The 12,173-nt window shown below is 62.1% G+C and carries 15 protein-coding genes; 11 read left to right on the top strand and 4 right to left on the bottom strand.

Annotated elements, in window-relative coordinates; genetic code table 11:
- From B3873_RS18030 to B3873_RS18020, 3 genes are all read left to right on the top strand, one after another.
- On the top strand, nucleotides 1–739 hold a 739-nt coding region (locus B3873_RS18030; RefSeq protein ID WP_286867754.1), incomplete at its 5' end, for a ZIP family metal transporter.
- 11 nt (nucleotides 740–750) lie between these two features.
- Nucleotides 751–1,326 carry a hypothetical protein gene (locus B3873_RS18025; RefSeq protein ID WP_039789497.1) on the top strand — a complete coding sequence of 192 codons (576 nt, stop codon included), beginning with the start codon at nucleotides 751–753 and terminating at the stop codon, nucleotides 1,324–1,326.
- A 141-nt stretch (nucleotides 1,327–1,467) separates the two neighbouring features.
- Nucleotides 1,468–1,893 carry a DUF4399 domain-containing protein gene (locus B3873_RS18020; RefSeq protein WP_134135552.1) on the top strand — a complete coding sequence of 142 codons (426 nt, stop codon included), beginning with the start codon at nucleotides 1,468–1,470 and terminating at the stop codon, nucleotides 1,891–1,893.
- A gap of 101 nt (nucleotides 1,894–1,994) precedes the next feature.
- Here B3873_RS18020 and B3873_RS18015 read toward each other — a convergent pair whose 3' ends face one another.
- Nucleotides 1,995–2,201: a KGG domain-containing protein gene (locus tag B3873_RS18015; RefSeq protein ID WP_088756453.1), complete on the bottom strand. Its 207-nt coding sequence runs from the start codon at nucleotides 2,199–2,201 to the stop codon at nucleotides 1,995–1,997.
- A gap of 430 nt (nucleotides 2,202–2,631) precedes the next feature.
- On the opposite strand from B3873_RS18015, the gene B3873_RS18010 reads away from it, so the two are divergent.
- Nucleotides 2,632–2,862, top strand: a complete 231-nt coding sequence (locus B3873_RS18010; RefSeq protein ID WP_286867753.1) for a hypothetical protein — start codon at nucleotides 2,632–2,634, stop codon at nucleotides 2,860–2,862.
- 82 nt (nucleotides 2,863–2,944) lie between these two features.
- On the opposite strand, the gene B3873_RS18005 is transcribed toward B3873_RS18010, so the two are convergent.
- Nucleotides 2,945–3,163, bottom strand: coding sequence for a hypothetical protein (locus B3873_RS18005; protein WP_121042895.1), 219 nt, complete (start codon nucleotides 3,161–3,163; stop codon nucleotides 2,945–2,947).
- Between the two features lie 330 nt (nucleotides 3,164–3,493).
- On the opposite strand from B3873_RS18005, the gene B3873_RS18000 reads away from it, so the two are divergent.
- The 4 genes from B3873_RS18000 to B3873_RS17985 all read left to right on the top strand — a co-directional run bounded on the left by B3873_RS18000 (nucleotide 3,494) and on the right by B3873_RS17985 (nucleotide 8,655).
- Nucleotides 3,494–3,682, top strand: a complete 189-nt coding sequence (locus tag B3873_RS18000; RefSeq protein ID WP_121042897.1) for a hypothetical protein — start codon at nucleotides 3,494–3,496, stop codon at nucleotides 3,680–3,682.
- A gap of 68 nt (nucleotides 3,683–3,750) precedes the next feature.
- Nucleotides 3,751–4,911 carry a zinc-dependent alcohol dehydrogenase gene (locus B3873_RS17995; RefSeq protein ID WP_286867752.1) on the top strand — a complete coding sequence of 387 codons (1,161 nt, stop codon included), beginning with the start codon at nucleotides 3,751–3,753 and terminating at the stop codon, nucleotides 4,909–4,911.
- A gap of 366 nt (nucleotides 4,912–5,277) precedes the next feature.
- A complete protein-coding gene (locus B3873_RS17990) occupies nucleotides 5,278–6,846 on the top strand; it encodes a methyl-accepting chemotaxis protein (RefSeq protein WP_286867751.1) in 1,569 nt (522 codons plus the stop codon).
- A gap of 3 nt (nucleotides 6,847–6,849) precedes the next feature.
- Nucleotides 6,850–8,655, top strand: coding sequence for a putative bifunctional diguanylate cyclase/phosphodiesterase (locus B3873_RS17985; protein WP_286867749.1), 1,806 nt, complete (start codon nucleotides 6,850–6,852; stop codon nucleotides 8,653–8,655).
- 53 nt (nucleotides 8,656–8,708) lie between these two features.
- Here B3873_RS17985 and B3873_RS17980 read toward each other — a convergent pair whose 3' ends face one another.
- Nucleotides 8,709–9,407, bottom strand: coding sequence for a GAF domain-containing protein (locus B3873_RS17980; RefSeq protein WP_406851097.1), 699 nt, complete (start codon nucleotides 9,405–9,407; stop codon nucleotides 8,709–8,711).
- Nucleotides 9,408–9,565: 158 nt separating this feature from the next.
- Entirely contained in the window at nucleotides 9,566–9,874 is a 309-nt protein-coding gene (locus B3873_RS17975) for a hypothetical protein (protein WP_286867748.1), read from the bottom strand.
- Between B3873_RS17975 and B3873_RS17970 the strand changes: the two genes are divergently transcribed.
- The 3 genes from B3873_RS17970 to B3873_RS17960 form a co-directional block, all read left to right on the top strand.
- Nucleotides 9,873–10,088, top strand: coding sequence for a hypothetical protein (locus B3873_RS17970; protein WP_276837714.1), 216 nt, complete (start codon nucleotides 9,873–9,875; stop codon nucleotides 10,086–10,088). The genes B3873_RS17975 and B3873_RS17970 overlap by 2 nt on opposite strands.
- Before the next feature lie 300 nt (nucleotides 10,089–10,388).
- The gene (locus B3873_RS17965; RefSeq protein WP_134135544.1) at nucleotides 10,389–11,372 is read left to right on the top strand and encodes a DUF1852 domain-containing protein; all 984 of its coding nucleotides are present in this window, start codon (nucleotides 10,389–10,391) and stop codon (nucleotides 11,370–11,372) included.
- A 26-nt stretch (nucleotides 11,373–11,398) separates the two neighbouring features.
- Nucleotides 11,399–12,173 (top strand): methionine synthase (locus tag B3873_RS17960; protein ID WP_286867747.1); only part of this gene is annotated, 775 nt, incomplete at its 3' end.

Here is a 12,173-nt window from a genome sequence, read left to right as displayed (position 1 = left end):
CTACTGCGGCGGCATGGCCGCTGCCGCTGCGACAGCGGCGGGCACCCTGCCGCTGTTCTTCTCACGTCGCTTCTCGCCGCGCATGGCCGATTGCTGCACCGGATTCGGTGCCGGCGTGATGCTGGCGGCCTCGGTGTTCTCGCTCATCCTGCCCGCCCTGCACAGCCTGCAGGAAGCCGGGGCCGGCAAGCAGATGGCCAGTCTCATCGCCGGCGCCAGCGTACTGTGTGGCGCGCTGCTGGTACTGGCCTTGCAGCGCGCAGGACAGGGCCATGATGATCTCGCGCGCCAGGCAGCCTTGCGCCGTGTCTGGCTGTTCGTGCTCACGGTCGGGCTGCACAACCTGCCTGAAGGATTGGCCGTCGGCGTGGCGTATGGCGGCGTGGCACCCGAGCAGGCCTCGGTGCTGACCTTCGGCATCGCGCTGCAGGACATCCCGGAAGGCATGATCGTGGCCACCGCCTTGCGCGGGATCGGTTATTCCCGCGCCGATGCGATCGGCTGCGGCATCCTCTCCGGACTGGTTGAGCCGCTGGCAGCGGTGGCAGGGGCGGCGCTGGTGTCGCTCTCGGCAGCGATGCTGCCGTGGGCGCTGGGTGGGGCGGCCGGTGCCATGCTGTTCGTGCTGGCGCATGAGGTGATTCCCGATCCGCACCGGCGACGCGATGCATTGGCGGCGACCTGCTGCCTGATCATCGGTTTCGTGCTGATGATGGTGATGGACACGGCCTTGTCATGAGAAATGCGATCGTGAACGACCTCACTGTTGCCGATCAACCGGACTTCACCCCTGGGTCACTCACCTATGTGGAACTCTGGCGCGGTGCCGAAGTGCTCATCAGGAAAGCGGGCGAAGAGCAGTCCGGTTCGCGCTGGGTCTATCTGTCGGTACTGATGATGCTGTCGTTCTGCCTGGAAGCCTATCTCAACCATGCTGGTCCCTTGTTGTTCGGGGCCGGCTGGAACGAAGGCCGGCAGGCGCATGGCACGCAGGACGCCCGGAGCAAGCTGCTGCTGATCTGCGCCGCCTGCGGCGTGGAACTGGAGCCACCCCGCAAGTACCGCACCGTGGCGCTGACCTTGCTGGAACTGCGTCACAGCCTGGGCCAGGCAACACAGGTACGGCTGCCGCCGCCGGGCATATCGACGGCACGCCGTTCGCTTTCCGCCATGGCAGGCGACCCGGACGAGCTGGCGCTCGACCCGGCATGGAGCCCGTATTGCGAGCGCAGTGTGGTGCTCGATTACCGCGCCCAGTTGCGCAGCCTGCTGGCCAAGCTGCATGCGCGGCTGCCGCCCGAGGAGCGCAGCCCCTTGTCCATCTGAAGACGTTCGCAAAGGATGAGCGCAGCCGGATTGCTGCGACCCGATTCCACGCGCTGTTCACGCCATATGCACGCCATGTGCACGCTATGTACACGCCATGTGCACGTCATTCCTCTTCTTTCATCTCACCAGGAGCCCACCATGCTGAACCCTGTTTTCCGACGTACCCTGTTGACCGCCACTTGCGGCAGCCTGCTGATGCTGGCCTTGCAGGCCGCACCCGCCCGTGCGGATGAGCCTACGCTCAGCATCCTCGAACCCAAGACCGGGCAGACCGTGACCAGTCCCTTCCGCGTTCGTCTGGCGGCGCATTCCATGACGACCCGCCCGGCGGGCAAGGTGGTGGAGGGCACCGGGCATCATCACCTGCTCATCAATCACGGTGCCGTGGGGAAGGGCGAAGTCATTCCGCACGATGAGACCCATATCCACCTGGATGACGGGCAGACCGAAACGATGGTCACGCTTCCTCCCGGCAAGTACAAGCTGACGGCCCAGTTCGCCGATGGCGAGCACCGCTCCTATGGCCACATGATGGCGCACGGGATCAACATCACGGTCAAGTAGTCGTCACGCGAACAACGGGCCGGTCCCTTCAAGAAGGACGGGCCCGTCTCCGCATGGTAAAAAGGGCCCCGCAGGGCCCTCTGTCTTCAGCAACGCACCGCTTAGCGGTTATTGCCTTGATTGCCACCGCCGTGGCTGTTCTGGCCGCCCTTGCGGCCGGCTTCACGCGCTTCTTCAGAGCTGAACTCGTGCGCGCTGCCCTTTTCGTGGGCGGCCTTGCCGCCCTGGCTGGCGATCTCGCGTTGCTTGTTTTCGTCCATCGAAGCGAAGCCGCGGTTGCTGGTCGAGCCTTGGTTCTGGTTTGCCATGATGTATCTCCTTGTGTCATGAGAGGGGGGAAATTCCGCAGGGCTTTGTCTTCCCTACGAGTCTTCATCTTAGGCAGCCTGCCCTTGACGTGATATCGGTGTCTTTCCCGATCAGGGGGCGGTGCGTGCTGTCAGTCTTGCCAGCATCACTGAAGAAGAGTCTTTGCTCTGGCATTGGCGCGGCGGCTCGCAGCTCGGCAGCAGAGAACACAGAGGTATCGAACCTATCTCTTGAAACGATGAATGGATGCCGCCGCATCTCTTGCATCGATCAATCTTTCATCGTGTGCCTGGAGGCGGGGGAGGCGAGTCCCGGAACCAACACGGGGCAAATCACTCAATGGCTTGTTCAATGCATCGCATGTGCATGGCCGGGCTGGACCGTCGCCCGTCGGGCGCTCTGCCATACCGGCAAAAACAGGATTCCATCATGAAGAAGAAACAAGCGCTGATCGAGGGAGTGAACCGTCTCAAGGCCTCGCACGAGCAGGCGGCAGCAATCCTGCAGGGCATCGTGCATGACGTGGTGCGGGTCAGCAAGAGTGGGGAAGGTGTACCCGAGCGGCGCAACTTCCGCCGCTATCGCCGGGCCATCAAGGAGTTGAAACTGCAGTGCCTGCAGGTGGAGATGGTGTTGGCCGAGTTCGACCGTGAGGATTGATCTCTGGTGTTGATAGGATGAGCTTCATTGATCTGTCGGCTGGCTCAATCTCCCTCCCTTGGGGAGAGAGATGAGGCACTTCTTAAAGCTGCGGGCTGTTCTCCCGCATGTCCTGCTCCGAATAATTGTCGCCTTCCGGCTTGTTGCGGGAGGCAGCCTTGTCGCTGTCGCCCGGTGCGGTCTGCTCGCCACGGTCCAGCATGTCGCGCTCATTGGTACCGCTGCGTGGGTTGTTGGCCTGCAGGTCTTGCGGGCCGGAGGTATCGGCGGGGTGGGTATGCTTGTTCAGTGCGTCGGTCATTGCGGTCTCCTTGTGCATGGATGGATGCACTGCGCGCTCGCTCGTCAGGGAGGCGGCCGCAGTACGGAAGGCGTTGACGATGCTACTGCGGCGAGCGCGCCGTGTATGTCGGCCAGTGCCGCGTGTGCAGGCCACCTTCGCTGACAGCGATGCAGGAGGCGCGGCAGCCGGGACTTCGTTTCTGCCAGCTGCGGGCGCGCTCATCAAGCCGCGCTGACGCGTCCGACAGCCGCTGCCCACAAGGCTAGGCGTGGCGCGCTGATGGTCGTGCGGGGCCGGGGTGGTTAGTGTGATCTTTCCGTCGTTTTTCTTTCCACCCAGGAGATCCGCATGGCTATCGAATCCAAACTGCCTTCCCGTGAAAATCCGTCGCCCGCCCAATCCAGTGGCGAGGCCACCAACCGTCCCGCTCGCAGCGATCACGTCGAGGCGCGTGAAACCAGTACCGATAACGCCAACAAGGAAATCGCCAAGCCCGAGTTCGACATCGTGCAGGACGATGCCCGCGCGCCGCGCTGACGCATCCGCGTTGTCGATTACCCGGCGCGTCCCGCGCCGCCCGCGACCAGCTCATCCAAGGAGAACCCATGCGCGCACTGCTCTACCATTCCGCCCATGACGTGCGGGTCGAGTCCGTTCCCGATCCCATCATTCAGGAGGCCGACGACATCATCCTGAAAGTCACCGCCACAGCCATCTGCGGCTCCGACCTGCACCTGTATCGCGGCAAGATTCCCGCCACCAAGGCCGGCGACATCCTCGGCCATGAATTCATGGGCGTGGTGGTCGAGACCGGCCCCGGCGTCAAACGCCTCAAGAAAGGCGACCGCGTAGTAGTGCCCTTCGTCATCGCCTGCGGCCAGTGCTTCTTCTGCGATCAGCATCTGTATGCCGCCTGCGAAACCACCAACCCTGACCGCGGTGCCATCATGAATGGCAAGGGCATCCGTTCAGGCGCAGCCATGTTCGGCTACAGCCACCTGTATGGCGGCATGCCGGGCGGGCAGGCCGAGTATGTGCGGGTGCCCAAGGCCGATGTGGGCCCGATCCGCATCGACTCGCCGCTGGCCGATGAGCAGGTACTGTTCCTGAGCGACATTCTCCCGACCGGCTATCAGGCGGTGAAGAACGCCGGTGTGCGCGAGGGCTCCAGCGTGGGCATCTACGGTGCGGGTCCGGTTGGCCAGATGGCGGCCGCCTGTGCGCGCATGCTCGGCGCGGAAAAGATTTTCATCGTCGATCACCACGATTACCGGCTGCGCTTCGCAGCGGAGCAATACAAGGCCATCCCGATCAATTTCGACCACACCGATCCCGGCGAGTACATCATCGCCAACACCGCAGGCCGGGGTGTGGATGCGGTAATCGATGCTGTCGGTTTCGAGGCCAAGGGCAGCGTGCTGGAAACCGCGATGACCAATCTCAAGCTCGAAGGCAGCAGCGGCCAGGCACTGCGCCACTGCATCGCCTCGGTGCGGCGCGGCGGGACGGTGAGCGTGCCGGGCGTGTATGCCGGGTTCATCCACGGTTTCCTGTTCGGCGATATCTTCGAGAAGGGCTTGACCATCAAGACCGGCCAGACCCACGTGCAGCACTACATGCCCGAACTGCTGGCCAGCATCGAGGATGGCTGGCTCCGTCCGGAGGCGATCATCACGCATCGCCTGCCCTTGGAGGAGGCGGCCGAAGGGTATCGGATCTTCAATGAAAAGCGCGAGGAGTGCCGCAAGGTGGTGCTCACGGCGTAGCAGTTCAGTGCAGTGGCTTCATGGCGAGCGACCGGGGCATCCGGTCGCTTTTTTTGCCCTTGCTAATCGGCTAACGGTTTTTTCGTCCGGTCCCGATCCGAAACGCCCCGTTCCGTCAGGAAGGCTTCCGCGCACCAATTTGGCGCGTCGCCGGTACACTTCGCCTCGCCCCGGCTCGCATTTTCGCAACAGAAATCTCATGGTGTGATGTAAACCCGACAATGCTGCAACTTTCATTTGCTGGTAAGACCTTTGTGTGCGTAAATAGTGCAAAATTTATGAAATATGCGACCGAAAGGTTGGGGTGTTTTGTAATAACTTGCATATTTTTTATATCTGCGTCGCAGACGCCATTCGGGGTAGCTAATGAAGTTCGTGTCAAACATGAAGATCGGCGTCAAGCTGACCTTGGGATTCGCCAGCCTGCTCGCGATGATGCTGGTGCTGGTGGGGGTGGCCATGGTGGGCATCAATGGACTGCGGTCCTCCGTCGAGCGTGCCAATGAAGTCCAGAACGAGAGCCTGGCTCCGCTCTACGTGGCGCGGGAAGCGCTGGACCAGACCGGCATCGCCGCGCGCAATGCCTATGTCTTTCTCAGCGATGCCGATGCGCAGACCGAACTGAAGATCGTCGACGAACAGAAGGCGCTGTATCTCGCCGAACTGCAGAAGCTGGAAACGCGACTGGCCGGCAACCCGCATTTCGCCGCCGTGCGGACGGGCTTGCTGCAGATGGCCGATGAACTCAAGCGTCCGCGCCAGTATCGCGAGAGCGGGGCGATGGAGGCCTATCGCAGTTTCCTGGTCAATGATTGCAGCCCCTTGCGGCGCAAGATCGTGGCCGACATCAACCGGCTCATCGCCGATATCGCTGGCCAGAGCACGGCAGCGGGCGAGCAGTCGGAGCGCTCCGCCACCGATGCCCTGAAGCTGATCGCCACGCTGGCCGTGGTGGCAATCCTGATCGCGGTGGCCGTGGCCGTCGTCATCACGCGCGGTCTGCTGCGCCAGCTCGGTGGCGAGCCGGCCTATGCCATGGAAATCGCGCAGCGCATTGCGCACGGCGACCTGGCAGTGGAAGTGGCGACGCGCTCCAACGATAAGAGCAGCCTGCTGCATGCCCTGCGCATGATGCGCGACAGCCTCGCTGCCATCGTCGGCGAAGTCCGGCAAGGGACCGATGCGATCGAACGTGCGTCCACCGAAATCGCCTCCGGCAATGTGGACCTGTCCGGACGCACTGAACGCCAGGCCAGTTCGCTGGAAGAAACCGCCAGCGCCATGGAACAGATCACCTCGGCCGTACGCCAGAGTGCGGCCAATGCGGAGCAGGCCAATACCCTGGCGGCCTCGGCCTCGGAGATTGCGGTCACGGGCGGCAACATGATGGGCGAGGTGGTGGCGACGATGGAAGACATCCGTCAATCCTCGGTCAAGATCGTGGACATCATCAGCGTCATCGATGGCATCGCGTTCCAGACCAACATCCTGGCGCTCAATGCAGCCGTCGAGGCGGCACGCGCCGGTGAAGGCGGACGCGGCTTTGCGGTGGTGGCCTCGGAAGTGCGGACGCTGGCCCAGCGCAGCGCAGCGGCAGCCAAGGAAATCAAGGAACTGATCGGGGCCTCCGTGGCCAAGGTCGAAAGTGGCAGCGGGCGCGTCAAGGGGGCGGGCCAGACCATGGATGAGATCGTCGCCAGCGTGCGCAAGGTGACCGACGTGATCGCCGAGATCAGTCTCTCCAGCCGCGAGCAGAGCGAGGGCATCGAGCAGGTCAACGATGCCATCGGCCACATGGATGAAGCCACCCAGCAGAATTCGGCGCTGGTGGAACAGGCCGCCGCTGCGGCCGAGGCGCTCACCTCGCAGGCAGGTGCGCTGGCACGCCTGGTCTCGACCTTCAGGCTGGCACCGGCCGCACGGGTGATGGGCTGATTCGTGTTTTTTGAACCTACCGACTACACGGATTACGCAGTGCAGGCGCGCTTGCCGGACGATGAAAGTACCCGCCTGGCGGCGCTGCAGGGCTATTGCGTGCTCGACACGCTGCCCGACAAATCCTGTGACCAGATCACCGAACTGGCCCGCACGCTCTTCGGCGTGGAGATTGCGCTGGTGTCGCTGGTGGATGACGAGCGGCAATGGTTCAAGTCGCGTGCCGGCCTGCCGGTCCATGAGACGCCGCGCTCGATGTCCTTCTGTGCCCACGCCATCCTGTCCCGCAATGGCCTGGTGGTGCTCGATGCCCATCGGGATCCGCGTTTTCGCGACAATCCGCTGGTGACCGGTGCGCCGCACATCCGCTTCTATGCGGGCGCGCCGCTGGTGTCGCCGCAGGGGCATGCGCTGGGCACGCTGTGCCTGATCGATCATCGTCCGCGCCAGTATTTCAGTCCGAGCGACCAGGACCGGCTGGAGCAGCTCGCGGCCATGGTCATGGAGCGGCTGGAACAATTGCGCAACCGCGGGTATACCGACCATGTGACGAGTTTGCCCAATCGCGCCCGCTTGATGGAAGTACTGCGCGCACGGGCGCATGTACAGGGCGTTGGCGGCGCCCCATGTGCGGCGCTGGGTATCGATGTCTGTTCACGTGAATATCTGTTCGATATGGTCAAGGCGCTCGGCTGGGATTATGCCGAGTCCTTCCTGGTGCAGGTCAGCCGTGCGCTGTGCGAGGCGCTGGACGGCCAGCCCGTGTATCGGGTCACGACCACCACCTTCGTCTTTCTGCATGACGGCAGCGCGGCGCAGCGGCAGGAACATATCGCCAACGTGCGGCAGCAGTTCGTGCAGTCACTGGAGATCCACGGCATTCCGCACCAGCTCGACATCGCCATCGGCGTGCTGCCGGCGGTGGACGAGATTGCCGGTAGCGACGTGGTGCGCTCACTGCTGACGGTGATCGATGTGAGCCGTGAAGAAGGCGTGTGTCCGCGCCAGTTCGAATCGGTGCATGCGGAAAACCAGCGCAATGCCTTCTGGCTGCTCTCGGCCTTGCCGATGGCCTTCAAGGCCGCCGATGAACTGAGCCTGCATTACCAGCCCAAGGTGCGCCTGCGCGACGGCAGCTGCGTCGGGGTGGAGGCGCTGATCCGCTGGCAGCACCCGGTGCTGGGGCATATTTCTCCTGCGGTGTTCATCGCGCTGGCGGAGAAGACGGCGCAGATTCGCCAGATCACGGCCTGGGTGGTGCGCCATGCGGTGGCGCAGGCGGCGCAATGGCACGCGCGCGGGCTGGTGGTGCCGATTGCGATCAATACTTCGGCGCGCGATTTCGAGTCCGACGAGCTCTTGCGCCTGCTGGCGTCGCAACTGAAACAGCATGCGGTACCGCCGGGCCTGATCGAGATCGAATTCACCGAGAGCGCCATGGCCAGCAATCCCGAGGTGGTGCGCCAGCGCGTGCAGGCCATTCGTGAACTGGGCGTGCAGGTCGCCATCGATGATTTCGGCAGCGGCTTCAGCAACCTGTCCTACCTCAAGAGCATTCCGGCCGACATCATGAAGATCGACCGCTCCTTCATCCGCAGCTTGGCCGAAGATGAGGCCGATCAGGTGATCGTGCCGACCATCATCCATCTGGCGCACCAGCTCGGGTTCAGCGTGGTGGCCGAAGGCGTGGAGAGCGAGCGCACCGCCCGGATCCTGCATCACCTCGGCTGTGACTTCGCGCAGGGTTACGCGATCGCACGGCCGATGCCGGCGGAGGACCTGGAAGAATGGCTGGGGATGGTGCAATGAGCAGCGCCTGGGGCCGGGACTTGTGTGCTGACGCCCGCGCGCTGCTCGGGGGATTACTGCCGGTTCGCTTCCAGCAGTTGCAGCGACAGGATGTCGGTGGCCAGAGCGGCCAGTTCTTCCAGGGCCTGTCGTTCGTGGGCGCGCAGGATGCGCGGTTCGGTATCGATTACGCACAGCGAACCAAACGCGCGGCCCTGGTACATCAGGCGGATGCCGGCATAGAAGCGGATGAAGGGCGCTCCGGTGACCATGGGATTGTTGACGAAGCGCGCGTCCTTGGTGGCATCGGAGACGGTGAAGATGTCTTCCTGCATCACGGCGTAATTGCAGAAGGCCCACGAGCGCGGCGTGGACGTGATGTTCAGGCCATGTGCCGCACGGAAGATCTGCAGCTCCGTGGTCAGGAAGGTGACCAGGGCAATGGGTACGTCCAGCAGTTCGCTGGCGAGCCATGTCAGGCGATGAAAGCGGGCCTCGGAATGTGTGTCTTCCATTGTCTGTTCAACAAAGCGCGCACGTTCTGGCTCGTTCAGGCTGACCGGATAAGGAACCTCGATCTGTGGCCCAGCGTGACCGGCAGTGGGCTCGGGTTGTTTCACTTCACGATGGCCGAGCAGGGTCATGACCGAACTCAGCCGGGTACGCCGATGGCCGCCCGGGGTTTTCCAGGAGGCCAGCATGCCGCTTTCCATCCACATCTGGGCGGTCGTGATCGATACCCCCAGCAGACGGGCTGCTTCTCTCGAAGTCATCGCCGGGTCGCCAGGAGGCATCTCCTTGTCATCAGATGGTACTGCTCGACCCATTTGATTGATCCTTGTAAAAGTATAGCTGTGCAGGTGTAAGATTTGTATATTTCACATATTTAATATTTTTGCGCATGGCAGAAATGCAACGAATCATAGATTCTTTAGTATTTTTCACTTTCTGTGGGATCTGCTGTGTGCAAAATATGAAATAAACAGAGATTCATACTGTAGTCAGAGGAGCTTACGTGTTCCTTGTGGTGACGACATTCTCGCATGGTGGGAACGTGTTGCGCCGCGTCATCTTGGGTGACGTTCATGCCAAGCGGGCATTGTAGTGCCCCTTGCGAAAAGATGTCGGACAAGCGCCAGCCTTCTGTCAGGAAGCTGACCTGCGTCAAGCCTTGGGGGGCTGGCAGGACGGTTGGGAAGGGGACGGTGGCAAAGCGTTGGAAAGAGACGGGATGGATCATGGGCAAGCAAAACGGGGTAGCCCCGGCTTCTCATCGGATGAAAATGAATGTGGGCGACCAGACCTACGTGATTGAAAGCCGCGCGCTGGGCGGGCTTCACGAGCATCGGCTCTATGCCTATCGGGTGTGGTGCGACGGCGAACTGGTGAAGGATTGGACCGAAGGCAACATGGCCGACTTTTTCGGCCAGTTGCCCACGGCTGGCAAGTCATAGAACGCAACTGCTCCGGCACGCCTTCGGTGCCGGAACGCTGTCCCGCCTTCTCATCCCCCCGAGAAGGTGTTAGCCCTGCTCCGCAAGGAGCGGGGCTTTTTTTTGCCTGTGCTCGCCGCAGCGAAGAATGAAGTATGAGTGAATCTCATTGATTGATGAGATCAAATCATTTTTATTCATGGATGCGGCGACATAGAATCCAGCCTGAACATTGACCGCATCGAGTCTGCTTCGCACGCCGCCTTCGTCATGGGCGCGTGCCTTGCAGATTCGATTTCCGCAAAGGGGCGCAGACACATCATGAGCAACGACTTCTCATTTGCCATCAAGAGCATCTGTTTCGACGAGGACTATCGTCCCGGCGACAACACGCGCATTACGACCAACTTCGCCAACCTGGCGCGGGGCGCGCAGCGCCGGGAGAACCTGCGCAATACCTTCCGCATGATCAACAACCGTTTCAATGCGCTGGCGCACTGGGACAATCCCAAGGCCGACCGCTACGCAGTGGAGCTGGACATCATCTCCGTGGAAATGGGGATGGCGGGACAGGACACTGCACAGGCGCTGCCGCTGATCGAGGTGCTCAAGACCAACATCGTGGATCACCACACGGGTGAGCGCATCGAGGGCATCGTCGGCAACAATTTTTCTTCCTATGTGCGCGATTACGATTTCAGCGTGGTGCTGCTGGAGCACACGAAGCAGCAGTCCGCCTTCAGCGTCCCCGATCATTTCGGCGAACTGCATGGCAACCTGTTCAAGCGCTTCGTCGCTTCTCCCGCCTACCGCCAGCACTTCAGCAAGCCACCGGTGATCTGCCTCAGCGTGGCCAGCAGCAAGACCTATGAACGCACGGAGAACCTGCATCCGGTGCTGGGTGTGGAGTACCTGCAAAACGAAAGCTCGCTGACCGACGCCTACTTCGCCAAGATGGGCCTGACGGTGCGCTACTTCATGCCCCCCGACAGCGCCGCGCCGCTGGCCTTCTACTTCAGCGGCGACCTGCTGCGTGACTACACGAACCTGGAACTGATCGGCACCATCAGCACGATGGAGACTTTCCAGAAGATCTATCGACCCGAGATCTACAACGCCAATTCCGCAGCCGGCAAGACTTACCGGCCCAGCCTGCAGCATGAGGACTATTCCGTCACGCGCATCGTCTATGACCGCGAGGAGCGCAGCCGTCTGGCGGTCCAGCAGGGCCGCTTCGCCGAAGAACATTTCATCAAGCCGTATCGCGCCGTACTCGAACAATGGTCGCGTGCCGGCGCTCATTGAACTCTCCACCTGCAAGGTTCTCCACCGTGAAAAAATTATTGCCCACCTCCACCGCCGGCAGCCTGCCGAAACCCGTCTGGCTGGCCGAGCCCGAGAAACTCTGGTCGCCCTGGAAATTGCAGGGCGATGAACTGCAGGAAGCCAAGCGCGATGCGCTGCGCCTGTCGCTGCAGGAGCAGCAGCATGCCGGCATCGACATCGTCAGTGATGGCGAGCAGACGCGCCAGCATTTCGTGACCACCTTCATCGAGCATCTCGACGGCGTGGATTTTGCAAAGCGCGAAACGGTACGCATCCGCAATCGCTATGACGCCAGCGTGCCCACGGTGGTGGGTGCGGTATCGCGCCAGAAGCCGGTGTTCGTGGAGGATGCGCGCTTCCTGCGCAGCCAGACCGAGCAGCCGATCAAGTGGGCGCTGCCCGGCCCCATGACGATGATCGACACGCTCTACGACAATCACTACAAGAGCCGCGAGAAACTGGCCTGGGAATTCGCCACGATCCTCAACCAGGAAGCGCGCGAGCTGGAGGCGGCGGGGGTGGACATCATCCAGTTCGATGAACCGGCCTTCAATGTCTTCTTCGATGAGGTCAACGACTGGGGCGTAGCTGCGCTGGAGCGCGCCATCGAAGGACTCAAGTGCGAGACTGCCGTGCACATCTGCTATGGCTACGGGATCAAGGCCAATACCGACTGGAAGAAGACGCTGGGGTCGGAGTGGCGGCAGTATGAGGAGACCTTCCCCAAGCTGCAGGCATCGAACATCGACATCGTCTCGCTGGAATGCCACAACGCGCGCG

Source organism: Herbaspirillum sp. UBA812 (assembly GCF_002296545.1).
Taxonomy (GTDB): Bacteria; Pseudomonadota; Gammaproteobacteria; order Burkholderiales; family Burkholderiaceae_D; genus Herbaspirillum; species Herbaspirillum huttiense.
The sequence above is the reverse complement of the archived record's forward strand: the minus strand, read 5'-3'. Positions and strand labels throughout refer to the sequence as shown.

What these genes read in the sequence shown, in the direction of transcription:
- B3873_RS17965 (WP_134135544.1), top strand. Translation starts at nt 10,389, where the DNA reads ATGAGCAACGACTTCTCATTTGCCATCAAGAGCATCTGTTTCGACGAG.
- B3873_RS18000 (WP_121042897.1), top strand. Translation starts at nt 3,494, where the DNA reads ATGGCTATCGAATCCAAACTGCCTTCCCGTGAAAATCCGTCGCCCGCC.
- B3873_RS17975 (WP_286867748.1), bottom strand. Translation starts at nt 9,874, where the DNA reads ATGATCCATCCCGTCTCTTTCCAACGCTTTGCCACCGTCCCCTTCCCA.
- B3873_RS18010 (WP_286867753.1), top strand. Translation starts at nt 2,632, where the DNA reads ATGAAGAAGAAACAAGCGCTGATCGAGGGAGTGAACCGTCTCAAGGCC.
- B3873_RS17980 (WP_406851097.1), bottom strand. Translation starts at nt 9,407, where the DNA reads ATGACTTCGAGAGAAGCAGCCCGTCTGCTGGGGGTATCGATCACGACC.
- B3873_RS17995 (WP_286867752.1), top strand. Translation starts at nt 3,751, where the DNA reads ATGCGCGCACTGCTCTACCATTCCGCCCATGACGTGCGGGTCGAGTCC.
- B3873_RS18020 (WP_134135552.1), top strand. Translation starts at nt 1,468, where the DNA reads ATGCTGAACCCTGTTTTCCGACGTACCCTGTTGACCGCCACTTGCGGC.
- B3873_RS18015 (WP_088756453.1), bottom strand. Translation starts at nt 2,201, where the DNA reads ATGGCAAACCAGAACCAAGGCTCGACCAGCAACCGCGGCTTCGCTTCG.
- B3873_RS17970 (WP_276837714.1), top strand. Translation starts at nt 9,873, where the DNA reads ATGGGCAAGCAAAACGGGGTAGCCCCGGCTTCTCATCGGATGAAAATG.
- B3873_RS17990 (WP_286867751.1), top strand. Translation starts at nt 5,278, where the DNA reads ATGAAGTTCGTGTCAAACATGAAGATCGGCGTCAAGCTGACCTTGGGA.
- B3873_RS18005 (WP_121042895.1), bottom strand. Translation starts at nt 3,163, where the DNA reads ATGACCGACGCACTGAACAAGCATACCCACCCCGCCGATACCTCCGGC.